Genomic DNA, 26,422 nt, shown 5'->3' on the forward strand with positions numbered 1-26,422 from the left:
TCTCGATTTTGAGAGTTACTTTCATTTCATGGTTACTGTCACACATCTCCCCGGGGTCCAGCCCGACCCTCGCCGCTGGTGGGCCCTCACCGCGCTCGTGGCGAGCATGCTGACCCTCGGCTTCGACATGACGATCCTGAACGTCGCGCTGCCGACCATGGCCGGACAGCTCGGCGCGAGCACGGGAGAGCAGCAGTGGATGGCGGACGCGTACGTCGTCGTCTTCGCCGCGCTGATGCTCCCCGCCGGCCTGCTGGGCGACCGGTTCGGCCGCCGCCGCATGCTGGTCGCCGGGCTCGCCGTCTTCCTCGCCGGTTCCGTGGCCGGCGCGCTCGCCGACGACGTGCCCGCGGTGATCGCCGCGCGGGCGGTGATGGGCATCGGCGGAGCGCTGGTCACACCGCTCTCACTGTCGGTGCTGCCCTCGCTCTTCGGGCCGGGAGAGCGCACCAGGGCCGTGGGCGTCATCTCCGCCGCCTCGGCGCTCGGCATGCCGCTCGGCCCGATCATCGGCGGCTGGCTGCTCGACCACTTCTGGTGGGGCTCGGTCTTCCTGGTCAACGTGCCCATGGCCGCCCTCGGCATCGTGGCCTGCGTCTTCCTCCTCCCCGAGACCCGCGACCCCTCCTCCCCCAAGGTCGACGCCCTCTCCACCGCGCTCACCGCGGCGGGGCTCGGCATCCTCATCTACGCGATCATCGAGGCGCCCGAGCACGGCTGGGCCGACCCGCTGACCCTCGGCATGCTGGGCGCCGCCCTCGCCCTGCTCGCCCTGCTGGTGCTGCGCGAACGGCGGACCGCGCGGCCCATGCTGGACATGGTGCTGCTGGCCCGGCGCGGGTTCCTCGTCAACACCCTCGCCGCGACCCTGGTGATGTTCGTGCTCTCGGGGCTGCTGTTCGTGCTGCCGCCCTACCTCCAGGCGGTCCTCGGACACGACGCCCTCGGCACGGGCGTCCGGCTGCTGCCGCTGATGGGCGGGCTGCTCGTCGCGGCGCGCGCCGCCCAGCCGGCCGTCGCCCGGTTCGGCGCCAGGCAGGTGGTGAGCGCGGGCCTCACGGTCCTGGCGTTCGCCGCGCTGCTGGGCGCGCGTACGACGGCGGAGTCCGGGTACGGCTCCACCGCGCTGTGGCTGTCCGTCGCCGGAGTGGGCTTCGGTCTCGCGGTCGTGCCCGCGATGGACGGCGCGCTCGCCACCCTGCCCGCCGACCGCGCGGGCAGCGGCTCGGGACTCCTCATGACCTTGCGCCAGGTCGGCGGCGCGATCGGGATCGCCCTGCTCGGCTCGCTGCTCAGCGGCGCCTTCCGGGACCGGCTCGATGTCGCGGGGCTGCCCCAGCGGGCCGCGGACACGGCCGGGGAGTCGGTGGTCGCGGCCCACCTCGTCGCCGAACGGGTGGGCGCACCCGATCTGATCGCCTCGGCGAACGGCGCGTACGCGCACGGCATGGCCCTGGTGCTGCTGGTGTGCGCGCTGGCCTCGCTGGTGTCCGCGCTGCTGGTGGTGGGCTTCCTGCCCGGCGCCCGGAGCGCGCCCGCCGCCCCGGAGATGGCCACGCCCGCCGCCGATGCCGGACAATGACCTGCATGACGGCCGCACGCACCTCCGCCCCCGCCGACCGCCCCCAGCTGGGACTCCGGGAACGGAAGAAGATCAAGACCCGTGAGGCGATCCGTGCGGCCACCTACGCGCTGATCGAGGAGCAGGGGTACGAGGCCACCACGATCGAGCAGATCGCCGACCGGGCCGAGGTCTCGCCGTCGACCGTCTTCCGCTACTTCCCGACCAAGGAGGACATCGTCCTCACGGACGAGTACGACCCGCTGCTGCTGGCGGAACTGCGGGAGCGGCCCGCGGACGAGCCCTGGCTGGAGTCCCTGCGGTACGTACTGCGCAAGGCCGTCGGATTCGGCGCGCACGAGGATCCCCGGGTGACCAGGCTGCGCACGACGCTGATGACCGAGGTGCCGGCGGTGCGCTCGCGGATGATGGAGAGCATGTCGGCCACGGGCGACCTGCTCGCCGCGGCCATCGCCGAGCGCACCGGCCGGGACCCGGAGAGCCTTGAGGTGCGGGTGTTCACGATGTCCCTGCTCGGCGGTCTGATGGAAGCCACCCGGCACTGGGTGAGGGGCGGCTTCAGCGAGGATCTCGGGGAGCTGGTGGACCGCGCCCTCACCGTCTTGGAACACGGCCTGACATCCTGATCCCGTGAACGCACACGCAGCCGAGATCCACGTCGAAGTCGCCCCCGAACTGGCCCTGTTCGTGCCACAGGAGCGCCGCCGCGGCGCGAGCCCCCTCGCCACCGACGGCGTCTCCACGCTCGGTCACGTCGTCGAATCCCTCGGGGTGCCGCTCACCGAGGTCGGTGAACTGGTCGTCGACGGGCGGCCGGTGCCCACCGGGCACATCCCCCGGGACGGCGAGCGGGTGGCCGTACGGGCCGTGGCCCGCCCGCAGCGGGTGCCCGGTGCTCCCCTGAGCTTCCTCCTCGACGTGCACCTCGGCACGCTGGCCCGCCGGCTGCGGCTGCTCGGCGTGGACACGGCGTACGAGTCGACGGACATCGGCGACGCCGCCCTCGCCGCCCGCTCGGCCGCCGAGCGGCGGGTCATGCTCAGCCGTGACCGGGGCCTGCTGCGCCGCCGTGAGCTGTGGGCCGGCGCCTTCGTCTACAGCACCCGGCCCGACGACCAGCTCCAGGACATCCTGGACCGGTTCCGCCCCGAGCTGCGCCCATGGACCCGCTGCACCGCGTGCAACGGCCTGCTCGAGGAGGCCACCAAGGAGGAGGTGGCGGACCGGCTGGAGGCCGGCACCCAGCGGACGTACGACGTGTTCGCGCAGTGCGGCGCGTGCGGGCGCGCCTACTGGAAGGGCGCGCACCACGACCAGCTGGAGGCCATCGTGGAGCGCGCGCTCGCGCTCCGCTCGGAGCGCCGTTGACGGGGAGCGCCGTGGGGAACCGCGGGCCGTCTCTGGCCGGTCGCGCAGTTCCCCGCTCCCCTGCCGGGGTGCTCAGCGCCTCGTCAGGTCCCCCTTTCCGCAGGCCACCCCGTCCCTGTCCGGGTCGAGACCGAGCGGGTCGTCCGCGCCGTTGACCTTCAGACGGCCGTAGTCGTTCTGCCCCAGCCAGCCGCAGCGGGCGGTGGCCGTCTCCTTCACCTGGGGCGGGAAGGCGGTGGGCACGCAGACGTTGGCGGAGCCGTAGTGCCGGTCGCAGCCGGAGACGGCCGGGCCGACCGGCTGGGAGGCGCGCTTCTTGCCGGGGCGCTGCACCGTGCCTTGGAGGTCGTCCGCGAAGGAGTGGATGTGCGCGGCGGCGTCGGTGGCCTTGAGCGCGGCCGGGCCCTGGAGGTGCACCCACTTCGCCACCGAGGGCACCCCGTTCGCGTCGACCGCGAAGAGCATGTACCAGCCGGGCGGGGCCAGGTTGGGGTTGCTCGTCACGTTCAGGTCGACGTTGTCGCCGTCCACGCTCAGCGGCAGGTCCACGAACCGCTGGTTGGGGTCGGAGGAGTGGGTGACGGCGGCCGGGCGGATCAGTTCGGCCTTGGCGATGGGCCGGTCGACGGTGATCCGCTGGGTGTCGCCGTAGGTCCACTCGGTGTCGATCACCGAAGTGATCGTCGGGCGGGGGCCCTTGAAGAGGTAGGGCGGGGTGTAGACGGACACGTTGTGGTTCCAGCTGCCGTTGCCCGGGTTGTCGCCGGTGGCCATCACCCGGCCGTCGGGCAGCAGGAACGCCGAGGAGTGGTAGCCGCGCGCCTCGGGGTCGACGGCCACCGGGTCGAAGGTGTTCGTCGGGGGGTCGTAGAGCGAGGTCTCGAAGACCGGGTCGGCGCGGTTGTGCAGGGCGCCTCCCGTCTCCAGCACCTTGCCGTCGGGCAGCAGCACCGCGGAGGCGTACATCTTGCCCTGGTCACCGGTCTGCGCGACCTTGCCGTTGCCGAAGTCGACGGTGCCCTGCGGGAGCGGCGGCCCGGCGACGTACTGCGGGTTCGGCTGCTTGAGGTCGATCACGTCGGTGAGGCGGTTGGCGTCGGGGTTGGAGTCGATGTTGCCGCCGCCGATGGTGAGGACCCTCTGCTCCTGCGCGGGCGGCAGCAGCACGCTCGCCGACTGGTCCCGCTCGTCCTTCTTCTGCAGGCCGGGCACCTGGGTGATGGTGTTGGCGTCGTAGTCGTAGATCGCGGCGCCGGTGCCGGGGATGTTGTTGCCGAAGACATGGCTGCCGGAGTAGAAGAGCCGCCCGTCCTGCATGAGGATCATCGACGGGTACAGGCCCCAGTACGACCAGGTCTGCTTGACCTGCCAGGTGGGCAGCCAGCGCTGCTCGGCCTGTGACCAGCGGTCGGCGGTGACCGAGCCGGTGGAGTCCTCCTTGAGCCCGCCGAAGGAGAGCACGTCGCCGTTGCCGAGGATGGTCGCCGACGGGTACCAGTGCCCGTCGTTCATGTCGTTGGTCTTCGTGTACGTCTCGGTCCCGGGGTCGAAGACGTACGAGTCCTTGTACCCCTGGTAGCCGATCTTCCCGTCCGCCGACGGATAGCCCTTGTTGCCGCTCATCACCAGCACCCGCCCGTCCTGGAGCTGGACGTGTCCGGCGCAGAACATGTCCTTCGGGGTGGGGATGATCTTGTAGGTGCCGTTCGCCGGGTCGTAGACCGCCGAGGTGAAGGTGCCCGCCTCGAACTTCTCCGGGTCGTTGCCGGAGCCCGCGATCAGCAGGACCCTGCCGTTGTGCAGGACGACCGAGTGCATGGAGCGCACGGGGTTCTGGGCGGGCAGCACGTCCCACCTGCCGTTGGCGCACTGCTCGGCGGTGCCCGTGCACTGCGGGGGCGGGACCGGGTCGGCGACCTGTTCCATGGTGTAGTCGTCGGTGGTGGCCGAGCCGGTGCCGTAGACGGAGACGCCCCAGCTGATGCGGTCGGTGCCGGCCGGGACCTCGGGAGTGCGGACCGTGGCCCGGGTCCAGTCCGCCGCCATCTCCAGCGTCTTCAGGTCGGTCCAGTACTGCCAGCCCGCCGTGGTGTCGTGCCGGAACAGGGTGATGTTGGCGTCCGGCGTGGTCGTCCGGTACCAGAGGGACAGGTCGTACTGCTTGCCGGCGGCGACCACCGGCGCGCAGTCCGCGGACTCGGTGATCAGCGCCTTGCGGTCGCCGTCGGCCCGCCGGGTCAGCTCGACCTTCATCGCCTTGCCGCCGGAGTGCGCGTCGGCCGTCGTGGTGAAGGTGAAGTCGTTGTCGCCCCAGCCGGACTTCTGCCAGCAGTACGGCAGGTCGCCGGTGCCGGCCGTCTCGAATCCGGGGTTCTTGATGAGGTTGGCGGCGGAGGCGGGCTGGGGGGTGGTGAGGAGGAGGCCTCCGGCGAGGCCCAGGGCGGCCAGGACGGCCGTTCTCCGGCTGGATCTCATGCGGTACTCCTAGCTTTACGGCTCCTGCGTGGCAGATAGACCAGCGCTTCCGTGCCGGCGAAGCGCAGGACGAAGGTGAGGACGAGCGCGAGCGCCGTGGCGGGCAGCGCGGCCAGCCCGAACTGCGCGACCAGCAGCGCGATCAGCGGGATGCGCAGCAGCAGGTCGGCGTTGGCGAGCAGCGCGAACCGCGCGGTGCGGTCGGCCCAGTGCCGGTGCCGGCGCCGGTCGCGGAACAGCAGCCGCTCGATGAGCAGGAAGTTCCAGGCCACGCCGAACTGGTTGGCGACGATCTCCGCGGGCAGGTAGTGCAGCCCCGCCTCGGTCATCGCCCACAGGGCGGCCAGGTTCGGCACGAATCCGGTCAGTCCGATCAGCCCGAACACCAGCATCCGGGCCAGCGGACCGGCCGTGCGCAGTCCGGCGAGGTGCCGCAGGAAGCGCTGCCCCTCCTTGGCGGTGGACTTGGACTCGCCGGCGAACCGCTCCTGGAAGACGAACGGGATCTCGGTGACCGTGCGCGGACGGCCGCGCACCGCGAGTTCCAGCAGGATCTTGTAGCCGAGGGGGTGCAGGATCTCCGTGCTGACATCGCTGCGGCGGATGGCGAAGAAGCCGCTCATCGGGTCGCTGATGCCGTGCAGCCGGCGTGGGAAGAGGGACTTGGTCAGCCAGGTCGCGGCCCGGGAGACGGCGATGCGGTAGCCGCCGGCCAGCCCTGCGCGGCTGCCGCCCTTGAGGTAGCGGGAGGCGACCACGAGTCCGGCGCCCGCGCGTTCGCCGGTGGCGACCAGGTCGGGGACGAGGGACGGCGGATGCTGGCAGTCGCCGTCCATGACGACGATCCAGTCCGACCCGGCCGCCTGCATGCCCTCGACGACCGCGCCGCCCAGCCCGCCCACGGGCTCCTCACGGTGCAGCACGGTCACCGGGAACGGGCAGTCCCGTGCCGCGTCGCGGATGACCTGCGGGGTGTCGTCGGTGGAGTCGTCCACGAAGACCACTTCGCAGGGCAGCCGGGACGGTACCGACTCGGTGATCTGGCGCAGCAGCCGGCGGACGTTCGCCGCCTCGTTGAAGGTCGGGACGACGAGGGTGACGGCGCCCGGCTCGGGGACGGCGCCCGGGACATCGGCCGCCGTGACGGCCTCCTCGGGAACGGCGGAGTCCTGGCTCATCGGGTGCCTCCCGGGAGGCCCGCCCGCTGGATGCGCCGGATCTCGATCCGGTCCGCTCCGGTGCCGAAGACGGCGACCGGCGCCGAGTGCTCGATGGCCGCCCTGACGTTCGGCAGGTCGACCGCGTCGCGCCGGACCGTCGGCGAGGCGACCACGTAGTCGAGGTCCCGCCAGCCGCGCGGCATGGTCCTGGTGACGGCGGGGTCGAGGTCGGCCTTGTAGAACCAGATGGCGCCGAGGCCGGGTTCGTAGCCCTGGTGGACGAGGTCCAGCCAGAGGGCGTCGTCGACGAGGACGCGGGTGTCCCCGGGGTGCTCCACCTCGGTGCCCAGCCATCGCGCGGCGGCCCGGTAGGGGGCGTTGGCGTCGGTGGTGATCGCGGTGCGGGCGCCGTCGTACCAGCGGGGCACGGCGTAGGCGCTCGCGGCGAGCGCGAGGACGGCGGCGAGCGCGTAGCGGGCGTGGGGCCGGCGCCCCGCGCGGCGCCGCTTGTGCAGTACGGCGTGGGCGACGCTGGCGGTGCCTCCGGCGAGGACCAGGGCGAGGAACGGCAGCGCCTGGATGATGTACATCGCGGGCAGGTAGCCGTCGGGGCGCAGGGCGACCAGGGCGAGGATCGCCACGGTCAGCGCGGGTCCGGCGAGCGCGCGGGCGGTGACCGACCAGCGCCAGGTCAGCAGGAGCAGCAGGGCACCGGCGAGGCCCCCGAGGGGCAGCACACGGTCGTAGTAGAGCCAGGACTGGAGGACGCCGTACGAGCCGGAGCCCGGGTCGAGGATGAAACCGGAGCCGGGGCGGCTCATCTGGTAGAGGATGCCGTCCCACAGGGACACATGGCCGTCACCGGGCAGCAACTCGCCCTTGAGCAGGGCGAACAGCGGATAGGACAGGCCGATCAGGGCGCAGGCGGTGATGGCGCCGGTGACCGCGAACTTGCGGGTGTCGCGGTGGCTGTGCCGCCACATGGTGAGCAGCAGGGCGGGCAGGACGACGAGCATCGTCTCCTTGGTGAGCACGGCCGTCGCGGCGGCGATGCCCGCGCCGAAGTGGTGCCACAGGTGGCGGCTCGGGGAGGCGGCGAGGGTGAACGCGAGGAGCGTCCACATCACGGCCAGGTTGTCGAGGAAGATCTCGCGCTGGAGGACGACCGCCAGCGGGGAGAGCCCGAACAGGGCCATGCCGAGTGCGGCGGCCCAGCGGGGCAGGGCGAGGCGGCGGCCGAGGACGTAGACGAGGACCGCGCTGACCGCGCCGATCAGCAGCATCGCGGCGCGCATGGAGCCGACGGTCATCGAGTCCGGGCTGATCAGGGCGGGTATCCAGGTGAGCACGGCTATCTGGATCCAGCCGAGCGGCGGATGGTCGTACCAGTAGGTGTAGTGGGCGAGGCCGCGGCCCTCCTGGACGGCCCAGGCCTGGGCGAGGTAGGTGCCCTCGTCGTCGCTGAGAGTGGGGTAGTCGGCGATGTTCCAGCCCTGGACGACGAGGATCGCGACGAGGAGGAGACCGCACAGGAGCAGGTCGGGACGGGAGGAGCGCAGTCGCTGCGGAGGCTGTGTTCGACCGGTCGAACGGATCGTGGGCGCAGCCGTCCGTTGCGCGGGGACCGTGATTCCGGTCGCCGCGGGAAGGGTGGAGGTCACGCAGGAACGTCCTCTCGGTTCACGTGCGCGAGATGAGCGCCGACATGGCTGGTCAGCTCCCAGTCGTTGCGGCCGCGCTGTTCCCGCCAGACGGCGCGGACGGCGGCCCCGGCGAGGAGCACCTGGTAGAAGGGGCCGCCCACGATGAGCTTCACGTAGTGGACGAAGCGGACGCGCAGGCCGTACTGCTTGCCGAAGTCGTGCAGTCCGACCAGCTCGAAGACGAAGGTCACCAGGGCGGTGACGGCCGGCAGGAAGGTGATGAAGGCGACGCCGACCGGCACGTCGAGGAAGAGCGCGATGGCCACGTTGAGCGGGATGACCACACCGGAGACCGCCTGGAGATACGGCGTCATGAGGGTGTAGCGGGCGAGCAGCCGCTGCCCGAAGGAGGGCAGCTGCTTCCAGTCCTTCTTCCGGTACACCTGGAGGAAGCCCTGGTTCCAGCGGGTGCGCTGCTTCAGCAGGCTCATCAGCGAGCCCGGGGTCTCCTCGCGGGTGACCATCTCGGAGTCGTAGGCGACGACGACCTTCTTGCCGACGCTGGAGAGGCGGACCCCCAGGTCGCAGTCCTCGGCGAGGCAGTTGGGGTCCCAGCCGTCCGCCTCGCGCAGCACGGCGGTGCGGACGAAGACGGTGTTGCCGCCGAGCGGGATGAACCCCTTCTGCGCGTGCAGGTGCAGCCGTGAGCGGAACCAGAAGAAGTACTCCAGGCAGTTGCGCAGGCTGTACCAGCTGGAGTGGAAGTTGATCAGCTGCACTCCGCCCTGGACGACGTCCGCGCCGGTGGCGCGGAAGGCGTGGTCGACGTGGGCGAGGAGTTCCGGATGAACCTGGTCCTCGGCGTCGAAGACCCCGACGACGTCGCCGCGGCAGTGCGGCAGCGCCGTGTTCATGGCCTTCGGCTTGTTCTTCTTCTCATGGGTGTCGACGACGACCCGGACGCGCGGGTCCCGCGCGGCGGCCGTGTGCGCCACCTCGGCGGTCTCCGGGTCGTCGTGCCCGACGATCACGATGATCTCGAAGTCGGCGTGCGCGGACTCCAGCAGCCGCTGGATGGTGTGGTCCAGCACCGCCTGCTCGTGCCGCGCCGGGAGCAGCAGCGAGAAGGACAGCTGTTCCGCGCCGTCCGGACGGCTGAACCGGGTGGAGGCCAGCACCTCGGGCGTGCGCCACGCGTGCATCTGCCACCACAGGGTGAACGCCGCCATCCAGAACAGGGCGAGCGAGACGGCAGCGATGAAGACAGACGTCAGCAAACAGATCCCCCCAGATCCCGAAACCCCCCACACGCGACGGCCGGCCACAGCCGTCGCGGCATGTGCAGAGACTAGGGGGGAAGCGTGAAGTGCGGGAGCTGTTCCGATAAAAAGCGTGTTCGGCGCGGTCGGGTGACTAGCGGGATCTACCCGAACACCTGCTCAATTACCGTTCATTTCCGGCAGCGCTCACCGCCCCGACAGCGCGGCGCGCAGCCGCTCGGGGTCGGTCGTCGGGGCGTCGCAGGTGAAATTACGGCAGACGTACGCGGTCGGTTCACCGCCCGTCAACGGCCGGTCGGCGAGCAGCGGGAACTCCTCGCCGCCCGCCGTGCCGTACGCGACCACCGCGCCCGGCGCCGTCCCGAGCAACGCCGTCCGGTGCAGCTCACGGGCCGCGGCGTCGTCGAAGGCGGGACCCACCACCGCCACCTCGCGCGGCCCGTCCAGCAGCGCCTCCGCGATCGCGAGCCCCCAGCCGATGAACCGCGGCACCCGCGGCCCGAGCACCCGCACCACGCCCAGCGCCCGCTCGGCGGCGGTCCGATGGGCTTCCGAGCCGGTCTGCGCGGCGTAGCTCAGCAGCGCGCCCGCGGCGGCGGTCCAGCCGGACGGGGCGGCGTTGTCGGTCGGATCCTGCGGCCTGCGGATCAGCCGCTCGCCGTCGGCCGCGGTGTCGAAGAGCGCGCCGGACTTCTCGTCGGCGAACCGCACGAGCACGTGGTCGAGCAGCAGCCCGGCGAAGTCCAGCCACACCCCCTCCCCCGTCACGGACGCCAGCGCGAGGAACCCCTCGGCGACGTCCGCGTAGTCCTCCAGGACGCCCGCGTTGGCGCCGGCCCGGCCGTCCTTGCTGGTGCGGGCGAGCTGCCCGCGGTCGTCGAGATGCACCCGGACCAGCAGGTCGGCGGCGGCGAGGGCGGCGTCGACGAGGTCGGGGCGGTCGAAGTAGGCGCCGGTCTCGGCGAGCGCGGCGATCGCGAGGCCGTTCCAGGCGGCGACGACCTTGTCGTCCCGGCCGGGAGCGGGCCGCTCGGCCCGGGCGGCGAACAGCCGCCGCCGCACGGAGTCGACCTTCCCGGCGTCGAAGACGCCCTCCTGCTGGGGGAGCTGCAGCACCGAGGACCCGTGCTCGAAGGTCCCCTCCTCGGTCACGCCGAAGTACTGCGCGGCGAGCCGGGCGTCCTCCTCGCCGAGCACGGCGCGCAGCTGCTCCGGGGTCCAGACGTAGTAGGCGCCCTCGACATGCCGCCCCGTGCCGTCGTCGCTGTCCGCGTCGAGCGCGGAGGCGAAACCGCCCTCGGCGGTGCGCAGTTCGCGCACCATGAAGTCGGCGGTCTCCAGGGCGACGCGGCGGGCCGGCTCCGAGCCGGTGGCCCGCCACAGATGTGCGTAGACCCGGCAGAGCAGCGCGTTGTCGTACAGCATCTTCTCGAAGTGCGGCACGACCCAGTCCCGGTCCACGGAGTAGCGGGCGAATCCGCCCCCGAGCTGGTCGTAGATCCCGCCCCGGGCCATTCGCTCACAGGTGTCCGCGGCCATCTGCAACGCGCCCTCGGACCCGGTCCGCGCCGCGTGCCGCAGCAGGAACTCGATCACCATGGACGGCGGGAACTTCGGCGCCCCGCCGAACCCGCCGCGCTGCGGGTCGTACTCCCGGGTCAGCCCGAGCAGCGCCTGCGCCAGCTCCTGCTCCCCCGGCACCTGCTTCCCGGCGCCGTAGTCGATCTCCCGCCCGGCGAGGTCCCGCACGATCTTCCCCGCGACGTCGGCGACCTCCTCGCGCCGGTCGTCCCACGCCTGCCGCACCCCTTCCAGCACCTGCCGGAACGACGGCATCCCGTGCCGCGGCGCGGGCGGGAAGTACGTCCCGAAGTAGAACGGCTCGGCGTCCGGCGTCAGGAACACGGTCATCGGCCACCCGCCCTGCCCGGTGGCGGCCTGCACGGCCTCCATGTAGACGGCGTCCACGTCGGGGCGTTCCTCGCGGTCGACCTTGACGCTGACGAAGTGCTCGTTGAGATAGACGGCCGTCGCCTCGTCCTCGAACGACTCGTGTGCCATGACATGGCACCAGTGGCAGCTCGAATAGCCGACGCTGAGCAGCACCGGCACATCCCGCCGTCGCGCCTCTTCGAACGCCTCCTCGGACCACGGCCACCAGTCGACGGGGTTGTCCGCGTGCTGGAGCAGGTAGGGGGACGTCTCGTGGGCCAGTCGGTTCGGCATGGAATCCATCCTGCCGCAGTACCCCGGAATCGGCGCACGGCACAGGACACGGCGCGGGCCCCGCCCTCTCTCCTGGACTCGTCATGCACATCGCACTTGACCGGGAACGCCGTTGCCGTCGGAGGGGGACGTGCCATGCGGGACAGTCATCGGGTCGAGGCAGAGCGGCTGCTTGCCCGGGCCGTGGAGGAGGAGGTGCGGCGGTCGGGCGGCCGTACCGACGGGAAGCGGATCGGCGTCGCGCACGGCGAGGCGTGGGCGCGCCTGGAGCTGGCCGCTGGGCATGGTGCCGAGCCGCCACGCCCGGGAGGTGATGGGCGTGGCGGTACCGGCGGCGCGGTGAGAGGCGGCGGGCGCCGCCCGCCCCGTCCGCGCGGGTCAGCCCTTGTCGGCCTTGGCTCCGGCCGCCGGGGTCTCGGCGTCGGCCGCCGGGGCCTCCTCGAAGTCGACCTTGCCCATGTGCCGGTTCATCGACTTCATCACTCTCCTTCAAGGATGCGGAAGTCGCTGAACAGCGCGGACGGAGCGTTTCCTTGATCATCTGGGAGAGCGTTGGGAAAAGGCGGAAGCCACGGGCCCGTGCTCAGAAACTTTTCCCAGACCTCCTGGAGGTACTCGACGATGCGCTCCTCCATCGCCAAGGTCACCATGCTGTAGACGCCCTCAACGCCCGGCAGCTCGTGACCCATCCGGGCCTCCTTCGCGACGCGCGCGATGTCGGCGCCCGGCTCGTCCAGCAGCTCCCGGTGCCAGTGCCGCAATCGGTAGAGATCTTGCCCTGCCATCTCTTCCACGGCCGGCAGCTTGGGCCGGGTGAACCGTTCGTAGCCCTTGCGCGCCTTCCGCTCCTTGGCGCCGTCCCGGATCGGATGCCAGTAGTCCCGCTCGAACTGCGCTCCCAGCAGCGGCTTGCCGGTCAGCGATAGGAACACGAACGGCTTGTCATGAGAGGCCAGCAGCGCGGCGTGCATCTCGTGCAGGAACGGGGGGATCACCTGCGTCCGGTAGGACTCATACTTCGGACCGGCGAGTGTCGGTAGGCCGTCCGCTCGGTAGAGCTGGTGCTGCACACGCAGCGCGTGCAGCTTGCCCTGGTACCGCTCCAGGGCCTCCTTGCGCCTCTCCGGATCCGGGTCGGAGGCCGGCCAGTGCGCCGAGGTGTAGCCGCGCTGGAGACCGTACATCTCGCCGGGCGGCCTCATGCCGGTGAAGGCGACGGTCCAGATGTACGTCCAGCCGGTGAAGCCCCAGACGTGGTAGGCGTTGACGGCGAGCTTGTGCACGGCCTCGATGGGCAGCTGCCGCTTCTTCCGGCGCGTCTGCTTCTTGGTGTACCGGCCGCGTCGGTGCTGCTCGACGATCGGCGAGTCCGTGCGCAGCTTGTACTTGAGGACGGCGTCCTCCATCAGCATGCGGAACACCCCGCGCAGCTGGCTGGCGTAGTTCGCGGAGTACCTGCGTTCGATGCTCTTCTTCCACAGGTCGTACTCAGGGGGCGTGATGGCACCGACAGCACGCCCCTGCCAGTCTGGGATGATCACCGCGTTGAGCATGGACTTGTAGGTGTCGACGGAATTCGGGCGGAGTTCCGCCGCCTCGAACCAGGTCCAGCAGTACTCCTCCATCGGCGTCCTCGCGTCCGCGCGCGGGATGTGCTTGCCGTGGCGGACGTCGTGCTCCCGGTCGAGGCCGTAGTTGTACGCCTCCTCCTCATCCCTGAACGGAACGCCGGGCTCTGGCCCGGAGGCGGACTCGTACTTCTTGGTCTTGGTGGGCTTGCCGTCCGGGCCTGGCTTGTACTCGCCGCCCCACCACTTGACGCGGATGCTGTTGCCGCGTCGCTCCACGTAGGGCATGCGCCCTCCCTCAGAGGTCTCTGGCGGGAGCGGACCGTCAGTGGTTCATTCCGCCGTCACGGTTCCGCCGCCACCGTCCTGCACGGTTGTACCGACCAGGCATCCGCGGCATGTCCCGCAGTCGAGTCCGCGCCCCTGTGCCACTTGCCGCACCAGAGACCGGGTGCCGGCGTCCTTGAGTGCTGCGGGGTTCACTACGCAGACGCTCGCGCCGTCGATCTCCAGCACGTCGGCGATGAAGCCGGGCTCCCGGTCGTACGTGATGGCCTTCGCTGTCGGCATGTGTCCCCCCTCGTCGAGGTTTCGGAAGCCCCCCAGGCAGGCGAGACGCCAGACTCGCATGTGGCGGAGGGTGACGACAGGGGTGTTGACCGAATTTTCGGTCAACAATGGTCACGATCTGATCACACCAAAAGGTTGTACGTCAGCGCTCACTATTTCTCGGAATCCGGAAGGAGTCCGCGCCTCCGCAGCTCCTCCAGGATGCCGTCAGTCATGGCCTGATCCTCACCGAGCGTGATGTCGGGTCGGACAAGCCTCGTCCATTTCGTGATGGCCTCCCGGAGCGTCGGCTCAAGCTGGCTGCGATCGACGGCCACCGAGCGGCCGGCGACGAACAGCTCGCCACCATCCAGCAGCATGATCGACTCCGCGCCGTCGAGCACCGCCCCGCACGAACCCGCGACCATGCCGAAACCCTGCTCCAGCTTCGCGTAGCTCAGAGGGTTGACTGGGTCGCCGTTCTCGATCTTGGTGTAGGTCGTCACCGACATGTTGCAGCGCTTCGCGGCGACGCGCTTGTCCGTGATGCCGAGCGCAGCGCGTCGCTGGGTCACGAGGGATCCGAGTCTCCGCCGGTGACGGCTGGTGTCATCGCTGGTGAGCGCCATGCCGCACATGATGGCAGCTACCTCTAGCTACCGCCAGAAATCTCCACCTTCCTGGCCAGATCTTGGCCCTTCTTTGGCGAACCCCAAAGGGCTGCCGCTGAGCACAGTTGGAGATTTCTAGAGATTACTAGCGAGTATCACTAGCAATCGCTATTCATAGTCGCTAGCTTTCTCTACATGCACAGACCCCTCCCCACCTACCAGGTGGACGGGGCGGCCATCCGCACCCGCCGCAAAGAACTCGGGCTCACCCGCAACCAGTGCGCCAGGAAGGCCGGCATCACCGGCCCTTACCTCAGCCAGCTGGAGAACGGCGACCGACGTGACATGCGGCCCCCCACGTACCAGCGCCTGCGCACCGCCCTGCGAATCCAGCCCGACGACGAGTCGCTCCTCGCTTCGCCCGAGGAGCAGCACGGAAAGGACAGCCATGGCAGCCACGACGGCGCCGCCCGCCCGCACCCCGAAGAAGCCTGAGCCCGTCCTGGAGAACTTCTACAACCTCAAGCAGGCCACCGTTCGACTCGGCCTCGCCACCGAGGACCCCGAGGACAAGCGCGGCCAGGACTGGCTCCGCCGGGGCGTGAACCGAAAGCCGAAGGACGGTCCTCGGTTCCCCTGCCACCGCATGGCCGGCCAGCTGATGTTCAGCGACACAGACCTCGCCGAGATCGCCGCGCTGATGCGCAACAAGGTCGACGGCCGCAGCAAGCCGCGGCGCCGCCGGCGCCCGGCCGCCGCCGTCATCACCGGCTGATCCAGCCCTGAACGCGCCGAAGGGCCGCTCACAGCTTCCCGGCCCGAGCGACCCCCGACTCGGCGACCCCATCAACCATCGAAGAGAGGTCCCCGTGACCATTGAGATTACCTCCCCCGCCCCGCAGGTCAGCGTGCCTGTGACCGCCCCGTTCGTCGACACGGCGCCGGTCGCCGAGGCACTGGTCGAGCTGGTGCGGATGTTCGGCCACCTGCCGAAGCCCTACATCACCTTCCCGTCCGGCACGCACGTCCTCCACCTCCAGGCGGACTCCCCGAGCGCCTTCGAGGCGTGGCGGGCCGCCCTTCAGATCGGCCCGGGCGACGTGGTCCTGAAGGCGTTCCGCGGAGACGCGTGGCTGGCGGCCGTCGGCGTGTTCCACGGGGTGACCGTGGACCTGACCGGGTTCGGGCTGGACCTGGCCACCGAGGCGGTGGCGGCATGACCGAGCCGATTCGCGACCTGGAGACCGCTGTCCGCGAGTACGGCGCCCTGCCGATGCCCGCCCGATCGAGGCCGACCTTGCGAGGCGTGGCCGAGACTGTGATCGCCGCCGCGATGCGGCAGGGTCACACGGCGCCCGCGATGCTCGCCGAGGCCCTGGAGTCGGCGCAGTTGCTCCAGGCCCCCGAGACCGCCGCCGAGCTGGAGCGACTCCGGGCCCGACTGACGGACGTGCACCGCATCCCGCAGGACAACCTGACCCCGGCCGAAGTCCGGCTCGCGCAATACGGCGAGCGCACGAAGGCCTGGTCGACCGCGACCTACGACTCCGGTACGGAGAAGGCGTTGCACGAAATCGCGTGCGCCCTGCAAAGCACGCTGGAGGAAACTCGGGACCAGCGAAACGCAGCCCGACTCCGAGTCATCGAACTGGAGGAACAGCGCGACCGACGCCGCGCCCGGCTGGTCGCGCTCCAGAACGACGCGCTGAACATGCGCGGGTCGCTGGCGCCGAACGGCGAGGACCGCAAGGTTCCGTTCCCGCTCGGCGAGACGCTGGCCCCGGCCGTGGACTGGCTGATCAACCGCGTCGCGGAGCTGGAGACGGAGCGGCACACCACGAACGAGGCCCTGTCCGACGCGGCCGAGCAGCTGCGCGTAGACCGGGACCGCATCGCCAGGTTGGAGAAGGCCGCCGTAGAAGGGCGGGCAGCCCTGGCGTCCTTCTGCCACGACCTCGAAGACCCTGGCACGGCCGCGCTCGGCGCCCTGTACCTGCTCCAGCAAGCGACGGTCGGAACGCCGATGCAGCCGGGCGAGACCACCCCGAAGGTGCACCGGGCGTCGCACGACTCGATCGAGATGGGCCTGTACACCACGGCCGCCGAGGCCCGCGCGCACTGCGAGGCGGAAGAGCGCCGCTCGTGGCCGACGGGGACCGACCTCACCTTCGACTGGATCGAGGACGAGGAGGACGGCGTCGCCGAGCTGACGGTGGTCGCCGGTCAGAACGAGGAGTCCGTCACCGGTTACGCCGTCACCGCGCTGGACGTCGCCTCCGCGTACGACGAGGAGGCCGACGAGTGAACCGCCTCCGCCTCTACTGGCACCGCCTGCTCCGCCGCCCGGCCATCACCGGCCCGTACCGCCTCTACGTCCGCCGCATCCCCACCGGGGCCCTGCTGGACGTGGAGCACTACCTCACCCACGTCCTCACCACCATCGCCGACGACGAGGAACTCCTCGCCCTGCTGCTGGAGTTCGCCGACGAACGCGGCGTCCAGCGCGGGCACGACGGGCACGCCCCGGAGCAGCTGCTGCTGGAGCAGATCGCGGACGCGGTCGGCTACGAGCTGCCGGTGTACGGCGGCGAGGTGACGGCGCTCGCGGATCGGCTGCGGGCGCTGGCGCCGGAGCGGCCGGCGGTCGCGCCAATCCACGGTCAGCGCCGCGAGGGTGGTGCTGCCGCATGAGCGCCCTCGACGACATCCGCCGCGCCCTAACCGAGGCGTACGGCACCGGCGTAGTGCTCGACGACCTGACCGCCGACGACCTCATCAAGGCCGCGGTCCGCGAGTTCGAGCTGGACGCGCAGGCGTACCCGGGTGAGCTGGCCATGCTGCGCGGCCTGGTCCGCACGCTGCGGGTCGTGGTCCGCCCCGACGACGTGGACGTGCGGGAGGTGCGTCGCCTTCTGCACCAGCACTCCGCGGACGAGGGGGCCGCACTCGCCTCGTTCCGGACCATCGCTGACCGGCCCGCCGACACCGCCCGCCAAGCCGCGCTCCTCAACGTGGTCCTCGCCGAGGGCGGCGGGTGGAAGTCCGGCCGCGCCCTCCGCGCCCTGCACCAGCTCGGCTTCACGTCGATCGGCCAGAGCACCGCGTCGCACGACCTTGCCGCCCTCGCTGCGGGCGGCCACCTGATCCGGTTCGAGGAGAAGGGCGTGCGCTGGTACGAGCCCGCCCAGAGGGAGAGCAACCGTGCCTGAGCAGTCCACCCGGCGCGGCTACCTGCTCGCCGCCATAAGAGCGCACGGCCGCCCGGTCACCACCCAGCTCGCGGAGCAGCTGATGACCGGCTCGCCGTGGCCCACGACCGGCCGGAACACGACCCGGAAGGACTTGCGCGGCCTGGCCCGGCACGGGCTCCTCACCGTGGTCGACCTCGACGGCCGCCGCATCTACCACCCCACGCACAACCCGGAAGGACGGCCGCCCGTGAGCCGGATCGCCCGCGACGACCAGCGTCGCGTCCACATGTCGCCCGACACCGAGCGGGTCCTGGGACAGATCGAGCGCGGTGAGGTCTGGGTGGGCCCGGACGCTGCGCGGGAGATCGCCGCCCGCCAGCAAGAGGCGTACGGCGACGCCTTCGATGGCACGCCCGCCGAGGCCCTGCGCCGCCAGCTGTGGGCCGCCGCCCTGGCCTCTCTCAACCTCAAGGACGCCGCCTGATGACGACCACCGCGCGCGCCGGGGCCCGCCAGGCCCCGGCCGCCGGCCGCCGCTCCCGCACCAAGCAGGAGCCGACCGGCACCGACCGAATCCCCAAGCCCAGCCAGGGCTGGTACCGCGTCAAGGGCACCGACCTAAAGCTCCGCCGCGTCACCACCATCCTGGAACAGGGTTGCTCCAAGGGCGACGCCCTCACCTTCTGGGCCGGGAACATCACCGCCGAGACGGCGATGAACAACCTCCCGTACCTGGTGAGTTCCTCCCTCCACCCGGAGCGCCGTACCGAGGCGTACGACTGGCTCCGCCGCGCCCACACCCGCAAGAAGGACGAGCGCAAGGACGTCGGCTCCGCCGTCCACCGGCTCATCGAAGCCCACGTTCTGGGCACGCCGATGCCCGCCGAGCTGCTCACTGACGAGGAGCTGGCCCCGTTCCTAGACCACTTCCTCCGCTTCGTCGAGGAGTGGCAGGTCACCTTCGAGGCCTCCGAGATGGTCGTGGGCAACGAGGAGGAGGGCTACGCGGGCACCCTCGACTACCTGCTCCGCTCCCCGCTCATCGCTGCCGCGCTCGCCGCGTACTTCGAGGTGGACATCCCAGCGGACACCGTCTTCTGCGGTGACACCAAGACCGGCGGCGAGCTGGACCTCAAGGGCGTGTACCCCGAGGCCTCGCTCCAGATGGCCGCCTACCGCAAGGCCCGCGTCGCGTGGCTACGGGACGGCACGAAGATCCCGATGCCGCGCACGTTCTGGGCCGGTGTGGTGCTGCACCTGCGGCCGGAGGGCTACCGGCTCATCCCTGCCGTCGCCGACGACGCCGTGTTCGACGCCTTCCTCACCGTCAAGCGGAACGCCGAGTGGACCTCGGGCCTGTCCAAGACGGTCATCCGCCCCGCCCTCACCCTCCCCACCATCAGCGAAGAGAGGGCTGCCTGATGCCCATCATCGACCTCCAGCGCCGCATGCGGCAGCTCGGCGAAATCCGCCTCGGCCACGTCGTCCCGACCGCCAGCGGCAAGACCCGCCCGGCCAAGCTCAACAAGTTCCGCTTCACGTCACCCTCCCGGGAGATCCTCACCGAGGTCGCCAACCTCTACGGCGGCGAGGTGAAGCCCTGGACGCCGGCAAACGGCGGCCCCAGCGAGTTCGAGGTCTACTCGAAGGCCGACCGGCTCCCCGTCCTCATCCCCCCGCGCGACGCCGTCTCCCAGTGGTACGAGCTGTACGCCGGATCGAAGTGCCAGCGCCGCTGCGACGGCGTCACCGAGCACAAGAGCGACCGCCCCTGCCTGTGCAACCCCGAGAAGCGGCAGTGCGCCATCACCACCCGCGTGAACGTCATGCTCCGCGACGTCCCCGCGCTCGGCCAGTGGCTGCTGATCTCCAAGGGCTACTACGCCGCGATCACCCTGCCCCCGGCCGCCGAGCTGCTTGCGCAGGCCGGCGGGTACGTCGCCGGGTGGCTCGGGATGGAGGAGAAGCTCGTCCAGCGCAACGAGGGCCCGGCCCGGTTCATGGTGCCGACGCTGGACGTGGAGATCACCCCGGCCGCGCTGATGGCCGGGCAGATCACCGGCGGCGGCGCACAGGCCGTGGCATCGGGCCCCGAGCGGGTGGCAATCACCTCGGGCCGTCCGGACTACGCGGCGCTCGCCGCAGCGGCGAAGACCCCGGCCGAGGTGCGCGCGCTGTACGAGCAGGCCGTCGAGCGCCGTGAGATGGACGAGGAGTTGGCCAAGACGCTCACGGCGCGGGCCGCGGCGCTCGGCGCCACGGTGAAGCAGCCGGAGCAGGAGGGCCCGCACCCGGACGACGTCGAACGGCAGCTCAACCCGGCCGACTACGGCGACGCTTTCCCTGAGCCGACGCCGGACGACGAGGGCGTGTACGAGGCCGAGGTCGTGGACGCCCCCGACCCGGCCGCCGCCGAGGCCATGTGGTTCCAGATCATGGCCGCCGCCGGACCGCGCGGCATGACCACCGCCCAGTTGGAGACCGCGTTCGCCCAGCGCCATGGCGGCCTCCACCCCTCCTCCGCCACCGTCGCGCAGCTGGAGACCTTCCTCACCGCGCTCAAGGGCGGTGACCTCTGATGGCCGCCTGGTTCGAGGGCCGCCTCGCCGGATTCGACCTGGAGACCACCGGAGTCGACGTCGAGACCGACCGCATCGTCACCGCCTGCGTCGTCCAGTGCGGCGGCGGCACCCCCACCCAGTCCTTCACCTGGCTCGCCGACCCCGGGATCGACATCCCGGAGGAGGCCGCGAAGGTCCACGGCATCACCACCGAGCGGGCCCGCGCCGAGGGGCGGCCGGCGGCCGAGGTCGTCGAGCAGCTGGTGGCCGCGCTCGCCGAGTCGGTGCTCGCCGGGCTGCCGGTCGTCGCGATGAACGCCTCGTTCGACCTGACCATCCTGGACAGGGAAGCCCGCCGCCACGGCGTGCAGCCCCTGGTGGACATCGTCGGCGACGACCTCCTTGTGGTCGACCCGCGGGTGCTGGACAAGCAGATCGACCCGTACCGGCGCGGCGGGCGCAAGCTCGAAGACCTGTGCCGCCACTACGAGGTCGCGCTCGACGGCGCGCACTCGGCGGACGCAGACGCGATCGCCGCGTGCCGGGTGGCGTGGCGGATCGCCACGAAAGATCCCCGGATCGGTGGGGCGCCGATCAGTGCTCTGCACCTGTGGCAGGTCTCGTGGGCCCGGAAGCAGGCCGAAAGCCTTCGGGAGTACTTCGCCCGCACGCCCGGCAAGGAGTCGTGGGCGGACGGCGTGCGCACCGAGTGGCCGTTCATCCCGGCGCAGCGCGCGGGTGGTGAGGCCCCGTGAGCCAGTTCGCCACCGCCCTCGCCGGTGCCATCACCGCCGTAGGCGTCGGTGCTGTCACCGTCGCCCGCAGCTGGCCGAAGCCGACCGGCCGCCGCCGCGCTGGCACCCCGCTCCCGCCGCCCGTCGAGGCCCTGGAGAAGGTCGCCGCCCTGTGCGCGACGGAGGGCCGGGTCACGGTCCACGCCCGCCTGCGGGTCACGCGGCAGCTGATCTGCCTCGACTGCCGCAACCCCAGTCCTGACGCACCCACCCCGATCACCGCCCGAGAGGAGGCCGACGGTGCCTGAACTCACCGACGCCGAACTCGACCAGCTCATCAAGGACATCGGCCTCAAGCGCCCCCGCGGCGGCAGCCAGCGCAAGCCCATCGCCCACGGCACCTACCGGGGCGCCCGGCAGCACCGGTACCGCAAGGAGCCGCTGTGCGAGCCCTGCCGCTTGGCGGAGAACGCCTACACCAAGGAGCGGTACGCCGAGCGGAAGAAAGCAGAGGGCTACCTGACCGAGGAGCAGTGGCAGGGCCGCCAGAACGGTGGTGCCCAGTGACCACGCTCTTCGATCTCACCACCGATGCCCCGGCCGCCCCCGCGGCGGCCGGGCCCCGGCGACCCCTCGTTATCGGCGGCGACCTTTCCCTGCGCTGCACCGGCATCGGCTCCGCCGAGTGGACCGACTACGTCAAACCTAAGACGGCGCTCCGCGGCCACCCCCGCCTCGCCTACCTCATGCAGGAGATCGGCAGCTTCCTCAAGGCCGCCGACCTGGTCGTCCTCGAAGGCCCGTCCTTCGGACACGCCGGTCAGGGCGGGCACGAGGAACTGGCCGGGCTCCGGGTCATGGTGCAGCACTGGCTGTGGCGCCGCGAGATCCCGTACGCCATCATCCCGCCGTCCTCGCTGAAGCTGTTTTTCGCCGGATACGGCAAGGCATCGAAGGCGCAGATGCGCGCGGCTGCCGAGCAGATCTTCGGCCGCACCTTCCAAGGGCCCGCCGCGAACGACGAGTGCGACGGCTTCGCGCTCGCTGCGATCGGCTACGAGTGGCTCGGCTTCCCCCTCGCCGAGGTCTCGCCGGGGCAGCGTGAGGCTCTGGCGGGCTGCCAGTGGCCGGAGCGAGCGGCGGTGATCACCCGATGAGCTGGTACACCCAAGCCCTCTGCGCACAGCCCGAGTTCCGCAAGCTCCGCGACGTCTGGTTTCCCCGCCCGGGCGAGCGCGCCAAGCTCGAATTCGCCAAGCAGGTCTGCGCCGCCTGCCCGGTCCGCCAGGCCTGCCTCGACGATGCACTCCGCCAGGAGGGCGGCTGCGGACACGAGAGCAGGCACGGCGTCCGTGGAGGCCTGGCACCCCGGGCCCGCCGCTACCTCTACGACCGGCAGCGCAAGGCCCAGCAGCAGGCGGCGGCATGAGGTGCCGCCACTGGATCGGCGCCGAGCACCGCCACTGCGGGGCCACCCGGGACGTACGCCCGTACCTCACGGGACCGTGCTGCCCAGCTCACACCCCGCGAGCCCTCCAAGGCCTGGACGAGATCAAGCCCGGGCCCGGCCTCCCCGCCGGCGCCTGGACCACTCCGTCCCCGCTGTCCGACAGCCGCGTCCACGACGCCCGCGCCATCGCCTCCGGCAAGCGCCGCTCCACCCCGCAGGCCTACCGCGCTGCCCAGGCCGCGATCAGCCACCAGACCACCTGACCCGCCAGCACCACACCAGAGAAAGGCACCACCTCCACATGACCATCCACCAGCCCGAGACGGAGACCGGCACGCAGCCCGCCGAGTTCGCCGCGTTCCTCGTCGGCCACCTCAACGGCCGCGTCCACCACGCCCTCAGCGAGGAGCTGCACGAACTCCTCCAGGCCGTCTCCACCCACGGCAAGAAGGGCCAGCTCGTCATCAAGGTCCTCGTCGAGCCGTCCAAGGGGCACGTCGAGGGCGACCCCCTCGCCATCAGCGTCGAGTCCGACCTCAAGGCGCCGAAGAGCACCCCGCCGGCCGCCATCTACTTCGTCGACGACGACGGCAATCCCACCCGCAACGACCCGCGCCAGATCGCGCTCGACTTCCGCACCGCCCCAACCACCACCGAGTACAAGGACGCCTGAAACCGTGACGACCTACACCAGCGGCATGGCCGCCGACCTCGACGGCACCCAGTCCGTCATCGACATCGCCCAGCAGGCCGCCAAGCCTGAACGCCTGGAGACCGGCGGCTACTACGTCGTCACCACCCCGCGCGGCGTCGAACGCATCGACCTCACCGGCGACCAGTACAAGGACAACCCCACCCGCAAGGCGGGCACCACCACCGTCCGCGACGCCCAGTCCTTCCTGGCGTACTGGGACAAGCACCACGACGACTACAGCGAGGTCTACGCCGACAGCGACCGCCTCACCGTCACCGCCGTCCTCGACGCCCACACCCCCGACGGGGCCCGCTGGGCCGCACACCGCCTCCACCTCGCCCTGCGCAAGACCGACGCCTGGGAGCAGTGGATCCGCAACGACGGTCAGCTGCTCGGGCAGGAAACGTTCGCCGAGTTCCTGGAGGACCACGTCTCCGAACTCCTGGAGCCGGCCGCCGCGGAGATGCTGGAGATCGCCCAGAGTTTCCAGGCTGCCACGAAGGTCGATTTCCAGTCCGCCACCCGTCTCAGCAGCGGGCAGCGGCAGTTCCAGTACGTCGAGACCACCCAGGCCAAGGCGGGGCAGAAGGGGCAGTTGACCATCCCTGAGGTGTTCAAGATCGGCCTGGTGCCGTTCGAGGGCAGCGAGGGTTACCGGCTCACCGCCCGTCTCCGCCACCGCATCACCCCGGACGGCCTCCGCCTCGGCTACAAGCTGGAGCGGCCTACGGAGATCCTGCGCACCGCGTTCACGGACGTCGTCACCGCGATCGGCGAGCAGATCGACGTGCCGGTCATGAACGGGAGCGCGGCCTGATGGCCGGCCGCAGGCGGGGCGACGACACCCGCTGCCCCGCCTGCGGCCAGCCCCTCCTCGTCCAGTGGGTCGGCGACCGCGCAGCCCTCCAAGCACGCGTCGACCTCCCCCCACCGGACGAACCCCGCCCCTACGGGCCCGCCGCAGCAGCCAGCACCCCGCACGACCTCGTCTGGTGCCTGCCCCGCCGCGCACACGGCCCCCTCCGCCTGCGCTGGACCACCGGACGGCACCCGCCGGACTGCCCCCACCAGCACCTCCTGACCCACCAGTGCCCGCCGACCACGCTCTTCTAGGAGACCGCCCGTGAGCAACGTCCGCCATATCCCGCACCAGCAGGCGGACCACGACGGCCCCGACCAACATGAGGCTGAGCGGTACGTCCTCGGCGGCTGCATCCACCAGCCCAAGCAGATCCCCGCCATCCGCGGCATCCTCACCCGCAGCGATTTCGCCCTGCCCGCCCACGAACTGATCTGGGACGTCCTCGGCGAGCTGTACGACAAGGGTGAGCCCGTCAACCCGATGTCCCTGCGTATCGAGCTGGAGAAGCGCCAGGAGCTGCGCCGCGCGGGCGGCCTCGTCTACGTCGCTCGCCTCGGCGACTACGGCGGCAACCCCGAGTACTACGCCCGCGAGGTCCGCCGCCGCGCCGAACTGCGCGCCGAGGCCGAACTGGGGCGCCTGATCGTCCAGCAGGCCACCTCACCAGAGGCCGAGCCAGGCCAGGCCGTCACCTTCATCGACGACTACCTGAAGCGGCAGAAGGAACGCGCCGCCGGCCGCTCCGGCGACCCCGCCGACGCGCTGCTGGCGGAACTCCTCGATGCCTCCAGTCTCGACAACATGCCGACGCTGGAGCCGCTCGTCGGCGACCTCCTGCACCTGGACTCCCTCGCCCGCATCATCGGCCCGTCCGGCCACATGAAGAGCTTCGTCACGATCGACCTCGCCGGACACGTCGGCACCGGCATGCAGTGGCACGGCCACTACGTCCGCCAGGGCACCGTCGTCTACCTCGTCGCCGAGGGCGCCCGCGGCATCCGCAAGCGCGTCCGCGCCTGGGAGAAGCACTACGGCGTCCGCATGGACAACGTCCTCTTCCTCCCGCGCCCCGTGCAGGCGATGGGCCCGGAGTGGGACACCCTCATCGAGGCGATGCGCCGCCTCGCACCCGAGATGATCGTCATCGACACCCAGGCCCGCGTCTCCGTCGGCGTCGAGGAGAACTCCAACACCGAAGTCGGCGTCGTCATCGAGCGGATGGAAGACCTCCGCCGCGCCACCGGCGCCTGCGTCCTCGTCGTCCACCACACCGGCCACGTCGGCGAACACGGCCGCGGAGCCTCCTCCGCCAAGGGCGCCCTCCAGTCCGAGCTGCACGTGTCGAAGAAGGGCGACAACGCCAAGAACATCATCGTCACCGTCAAGGTCGGCAAGCAGAAGGACGACGAGGAAGGCGCCGACCTCCAATTCGGGCTGCGCGTCATCACCCTCGACGGCGAAGCAAAGCCCGACGGCCGGCCGGTCACATCGGTCGTGCTGGAGTCCCTCGACCACCGGCCCGCCGAGCTGGTCAAGGGCACCCCGGAGTGGCTCGTCAGCGTGCTCGACAAGGCCGCGGTCCCGCTGAAGTGGGGCAGCCCCCGGGTCATCAAGTGGTGCGCCGAGTACGGCATCTCGATGCGCAAGGAGAAGGTCGAGGAGGCCGTCCGGATCCGCAAGCGGAGGGACTCCTTCGACGAGGTTCGGGATGCCCGAAATGACCTCCCCCCGAACCTCCCCCGCGATCTTGAAAGCGAACTCCCCCACGATCAAGGGGGGAGTTCCGAGGAGAACACGCAAACCCGCAGGTCAAACCTCCCCCCGAATCCCGGGGGAGCCCCGGGGGACGTCCCTCCCCGACCTCCCTCCCCCCGCCCCGCCTCTAAGGCGGGGGGAGGTACGGAGGGGGACCCCGGGACCCGGGACGACGAACGCCCGATCTGCACCATCTGCGCCCTCCCCATGAACCCCGACTGGGCCAACCGCGGATACGACACCCACCTCGGATGCGACCCCGCCACCGGCAGCCACCCCGACCGCCCCCAGCACCCCACCACCGACCACGAAAGGCACAGCGCATGACCGAGCAGGACTACGAAGCCCGCTACGAGCCCGCCGCGGAGAGCCCCAGCACCCCCGCCGTCCTCGCCGATGCCTTCCGCGCCCTCTTCGGCGAGGTCGTCATCAAGGGTCGAGACGGCGACTGGGCCAACGTCGCCGACTGGATCGCCACCGGCGCCCGCATCCCCGCCTGCGGCGCCTTCTACCCCCACCACACCGACACCCGCTGCACCCAGGCCAAGGGCCACCGAGGCTCGCACAAGGCCCCGTGGGGGACGCGCGACATGGCGTGGCCCTACGACCCGCGCGAGACGCAGCCGCCCACCGCCTGACCAGCACGCCGACCAACCACCCGCCCGCGCGCATCCGGTTACAGCCAGCCCCGCGCGTAATCCAGCCACCCACGA

Annotated in this window: 31 protein-coding genes; 23 read left to right on the forward strand and 8 right to left on the reverse strand. The window is 71.1% G+C overall.

The genetic code is table 11. From position 1 onward, the window contains the following. Nucleotides 1–28: 28 nt before the first annotated feature. The 3 genes from VE614_RS27230 to VE614_RS27240 are packed head-to-tail and all read left to right on the forward strand — an operon-like array spanning nucleotide 29 to nucleotide 2,950. The gene (locus VE614_RS27230) at nucleotides 29–1,582 is read left to right on the forward strand and encodes an MFS transporter (RefSeq protein ID WP_324942655.1); all 1,554 of its coding nucleotides are present in this window, start codon (nucleotides 29–31) and stop codon (nucleotides 1,580–1,582) included. After that, nucleotides 1,579–2,208: a TetR/AcrR family transcriptional regulator gene (locus VE614_RS27235; RefSeq protein WP_324942657.1), complete on the forward strand. Its 630-nt coding sequence runs from the start codon at nucleotides 1,579–1,581 to the stop codon at nucleotides 2,206–2,208. Before VE614_RS27230 ends, VE614_RS27235 begins: the two co-directional genes overlap by 4 nt. Nucleotides 2,209–2,212: 4 nt before the next feature. Then, the gene (locus VE614_RS27240) at nucleotides 2,213–2,950 is read left to right on the forward strand and encodes a Mut7-C RNAse domain-containing protein (RefSeq protein WP_324942660.1); all 738 of its coding nucleotides are present in this window, start codon (nucleotides 2,213–2,215) and stop codon (nucleotides 2,948–2,950) included. A gap of 72 nt (nucleotides 2,951–3,022) precedes the next feature. On the opposite strand, the gene VE614_RS27245 is transcribed toward VE614_RS27240, so the two are convergent. From VE614_RS27245 to VE614_RS27280, 8 genes are all read right to left on the reverse strand, one after another. Beyond that, complete coding sequence (locus tag VE614_RS27245) at nucleotides 3,023–5,425, reverse strand: galactose oxidase-like domain-containing protein (protein WP_324942664.1); 2,403 nt, start codon at nucleotides 5,423–5,425, stop codon at nucleotides 3,023–3,025. Then, nucleotides 5,422–6,603 (reverse strand): glycosyltransferase, encoded by a 1,182-nt coding sequence (locus VE614_RS27250; protein ID WP_324942667.1) that lies wholly within the window; start codon nucleotides 6,601–6,603, stop codon nucleotides 5,422–5,424. Before VE614_RS27250 ends, VE614_RS27245 begins: the two co-directional genes overlap by 4 nt. Next, nucleotides 6,600–8,246 (reverse strand): phospholipid carrier-dependent glycosyltransferase, encoded by a 1,647-nt coding sequence (locus VE614_RS27255; protein WP_324942670.1) that lies wholly within the window; start codon nucleotides 8,244–8,246, stop codon nucleotides 6,600–6,602. The genes VE614_RS27250 and VE614_RS27255 overlap by 4 nt, the downstream gene beginning before the upstream one ends. Next, nucleotides 8,243–9,505 carry a glycosyltransferase gene (locus tag VE614_RS27260; RefSeq protein ID WP_324942672.1) on the reverse strand — a complete coding sequence of 421 codons (1,263 nt, stop codon included), beginning with the start codon at nucleotides 9,503–9,505 and terminating at the stop codon, nucleotides 8,243–8,245. The genes VE614_RS27255 and VE614_RS27260 overlap by 4 nt, the downstream gene beginning before the upstream one ends. A gap of 189 nt (nucleotides 9,506–9,694) precedes the next feature. Beyond that, complete coding sequence (locus VE614_RS27265) at nucleotides 9,695–11,734, reverse strand: thioredoxin domain-containing protein (protein WP_324942675.1); 2,040 nt, start codon at nucleotides 11,732–11,734, stop codon at nucleotides 9,695–9,697. Between the two features lie 479 nt (nucleotides 11,735–12,213). Continuing rightward, nucleotides 12,214–13,590 (reverse strand): integrase, encoded by a 1,377-nt coding sequence (locus VE614_RS27270; protein WP_324942677.1) that lies wholly within the window; start codon nucleotides 13,588–13,590, stop codon nucleotides 12,214–12,216. A gap of 45 nt (nucleotides 13,591–13,635) precedes the next feature. Next, nucleotides 13,636–13,872 (reverse strand): hypothetical protein, encoded by a 237-nt coding sequence (locus tag VE614_RS27275; protein WP_324942680.1) that lies wholly within the window; start codon nucleotides 13,870–13,872, stop codon nucleotides 13,636–13,638. Between the two features lie 152 nt (nucleotides 13,873–14,024). Further along, nucleotides 14,025–14,480 (reverse strand): helix-turn-helix transcriptional regulator, encoded by a 456-nt coding sequence (locus VE614_RS27280; protein WP_324942683.1) that lies wholly within the window; start codon nucleotides 14,478–14,480, stop codon nucleotides 14,025–14,027. Between the two features lie 177 nt (nucleotides 14,481–14,657). Between VE614_RS27280 and VE614_RS27285 the strand changes: the two genes are divergently transcribed. The 20 genes from VE614_RS27285 to VE614_RS27380 all read left to right on the forward strand — a co-directional run bounded on the left by VE614_RS27285 (nucleotide 14,658) and on the right by VE614_RS27380 (nucleotide 26,347). Next, a complete protein-coding gene (locus VE614_RS27285; RefSeq protein WP_324942686.1) occupies nucleotides 14,658–14,957 on the forward strand; it encodes a helix-turn-helix transcriptional regulator in 300 nt (99 codons plus the stop codon). Next, nucleotides 14,911–15,237 carry a hypothetical protein gene (locus VE614_RS27290; RefSeq protein WP_324942690.1) on the forward strand — a complete coding sequence of 109 codons (327 nt, stop codon included), beginning with the start codon at nucleotides 14,911–14,913 and terminating at the stop codon, nucleotides 15,235–15,237. Before VE614_RS27285 ends, VE614_RS27290 begins: the two co-directional genes overlap by 47 nt. A gap of 94 nt (nucleotides 15,238–15,331) precedes the next feature. Further along, nucleotides 15,332–15,682 (forward strand): hypothetical protein, encoded by a 351-nt coding sequence (locus tag VE614_RS27295; RefSeq protein ID WP_324942693.1) that lies wholly within the window; start codon nucleotides 15,332–15,334, stop codon nucleotides 15,680–15,682. Continuing rightward, the gene (locus tag VE614_RS27300; RefSeq protein ID WP_324942696.1) at nucleotides 15,679–16,767 is read left to right on the forward strand and encodes a hypothetical protein; all 1,089 of its coding nucleotides are present in this window, start codon (nucleotides 15,679–15,681) and stop codon (nucleotides 16,765–16,767) included. Before VE614_RS27295 ends, VE614_RS27300 begins: the two co-directional genes overlap by 4 nt. Continuing rightward, nucleotides 16,764–17,153 (forward strand): hypothetical protein, encoded by a 390-nt coding sequence (locus VE614_RS27305; RefSeq protein WP_324942699.1) that lies wholly within the window; start codon nucleotides 16,764–16,766, stop codon nucleotides 17,151–17,153. The genes VE614_RS27300 and VE614_RS27305 overlap by 4 nt, the downstream gene beginning before the upstream one ends. Next, nucleotides 17,150–17,671, forward strand: coding sequence for a hypothetical protein (locus tag VE614_RS27310; protein WP_324942702.1), 522 nt, complete (start codon nucleotides 17,150–17,152; stop codon nucleotides 17,669–17,671). The genes VE614_RS27305 and VE614_RS27310 overlap by 4 nt, the downstream gene beginning before the upstream one ends. Further along, nucleotides 17,664–18,137, forward strand: coding sequence for a hypothetical protein (locus VE614_RS27315; RefSeq protein ID WP_324942705.1), 474 nt, complete (start codon nucleotides 17,664–17,666; stop codon nucleotides 18,135–18,137). Before VE614_RS27310 ends, VE614_RS27315 begins: the two co-directional genes overlap by 8 nt. Next, nucleotides 18,137–19,075 carry a hypothetical protein gene (locus VE614_RS27320; RefSeq protein ID WP_324942708.1) on the forward strand — a complete coding sequence of 313 codons (939 nt, stop codon included), beginning with the start codon at nucleotides 18,137–18,139 and terminating at the stop codon, nucleotides 19,073–19,075. Before VE614_RS27315 ends, VE614_RS27320 begins: the two co-directional genes overlap by 1 nt. Continuing rightward, complete coding sequence (locus tag VE614_RS27325; RefSeq protein WP_324942709.1) at nucleotides 19,075–20,232, forward strand: hypothetical protein; 1,158 nt, start codon at nucleotides 19,075–19,077, stop codon at nucleotides 20,230–20,232. The genes VE614_RS27320 and VE614_RS27325 overlap by 1 nt, the downstream gene beginning before the upstream one ends. Further along, a complete protein-coding gene (locus VE614_RS27330) occupies nucleotides 20,232–20,969 on the forward strand; it encodes a 3'-5' exonuclease (protein WP_324942712.1) in 738 nt (245 codons plus the stop codon). Before VE614_RS27325 ends, VE614_RS27330 begins: the two co-directional genes overlap by 1 nt. Then, nucleotides 20,966–21,256 carry a hypothetical protein gene (locus tag VE614_RS27335; RefSeq protein ID WP_324942715.1) on the forward strand — a complete coding sequence of 97 codons (291 nt, stop codon included), beginning with the start codon at nucleotides 20,966–20,968 and terminating at the stop codon, nucleotides 21,254–21,256. The genes VE614_RS27330 and VE614_RS27335 overlap by 4 nt, the downstream gene beginning before the upstream one ends. After that, nucleotides 21,249–21,515 (forward strand): hypothetical protein, encoded by a 267-nt coding sequence (locus VE614_RS27340; RefSeq protein WP_324942718.1) that lies wholly within the window; start codon nucleotides 21,249–21,251, stop codon nucleotides 21,513–21,515. The genes VE614_RS27335 and VE614_RS27340 overlap by 8 nt, the downstream gene beginning before the upstream one ends. Next, the gene (locus VE614_RS27345) at nucleotides 21,512–22,105 is read left to right on the forward strand and encodes a hypothetical protein (RefSeq protein WP_324942721.1); all 594 of its coding nucleotides are present in this window, start codon (nucleotides 21,512–21,514) and stop codon (nucleotides 22,103–22,105) included. Before VE614_RS27340 ends, VE614_RS27345 begins: the two co-directional genes overlap by 4 nt. Further along, the gene (locus VE614_RS27350; RefSeq protein WP_324942724.1) at nucleotides 22,102–22,377 is read left to right on the forward strand and encodes a WhiB family transcriptional regulator; all 276 of its coding nucleotides are present in this window, start codon (nucleotides 22,102–22,104) and stop codon (nucleotides 22,375–22,377) included. Before VE614_RS27345 ends, VE614_RS27350 begins: the two co-directional genes overlap by 4 nt. Further along, nucleotides 22,374–22,661, forward strand: a complete 288-nt coding sequence (locus VE614_RS27355; RefSeq protein WP_324942727.1) for a hypothetical protein — start codon at nucleotides 22,374–22,376, stop codon at nucleotides 22,659–22,661. The genes VE614_RS27350 and VE614_RS27355 overlap by 4 nt, the downstream gene beginning before the upstream one ends. Nucleotides 22,662–22,699: 38 nt before the next feature. Next, nucleotides 22,700–23,071 (forward strand): hypothetical protein, encoded by a 372-nt coding sequence (locus tag VE614_RS27360; RefSeq protein ID WP_324942730.1) that lies wholly within the window; start codon nucleotides 22,700–22,702, stop codon nucleotides 23,069–23,071. Nucleotides 23,072–23,075: 4 nt separating this feature from the next. After that, nucleotides 23,076–23,909: a DUF2303 family protein gene (locus VE614_RS27365; protein WP_324942733.1), complete on the forward strand. Its 834-nt coding sequence runs from the start codon at nucleotides 23,076–23,078 to the stop codon at nucleotides 23,907–23,909. Further along, nucleotides 23,909–24,205, forward strand: a complete 297-nt coding sequence (locus VE614_RS27370; RefSeq protein WP_324942736.1) for a hypothetical protein — start codon at nucleotides 23,909–23,911, stop codon at nucleotides 24,203–24,205. The genes VE614_RS27365 and VE614_RS27370 overlap by 1 nt, the downstream gene beginning before the upstream one ends. A 10-nt stretch (nucleotides 24,206–24,215) precedes the next feature. Next, nucleotides 24,216–26,036 (forward strand): AAA family ATPase, encoded by a 1,821-nt coding sequence (locus tag VE614_RS27375; RefSeq protein ID WP_324942739.1) that lies wholly within the window; start codon nucleotides 24,216–24,218, stop codon nucleotides 26,034–26,036. Beyond that, nucleotides 26,033–26,347: a hypothetical protein gene (locus VE614_RS27380; RefSeq protein WP_324942742.1), complete on the forward strand. Its 315-nt coding sequence runs from the start codon at nucleotides 26,033–26,035 to the stop codon at nucleotides 26,345–26,347. The genes VE614_RS27375 and VE614_RS27380 overlap by 4 nt, the downstream gene beginning before the upstream one ends. Nucleotides 26,348–26,422 lie beyond the last annotated feature (75 nt).

This window comes from Streptomyces sp., from assembly GCF_035645055.1.
Classification (GTDB): Bacteria; Actinomycetota; Actinomycetes; order Streptomycetales; family Streptomycetaceae; genus Streptomyces.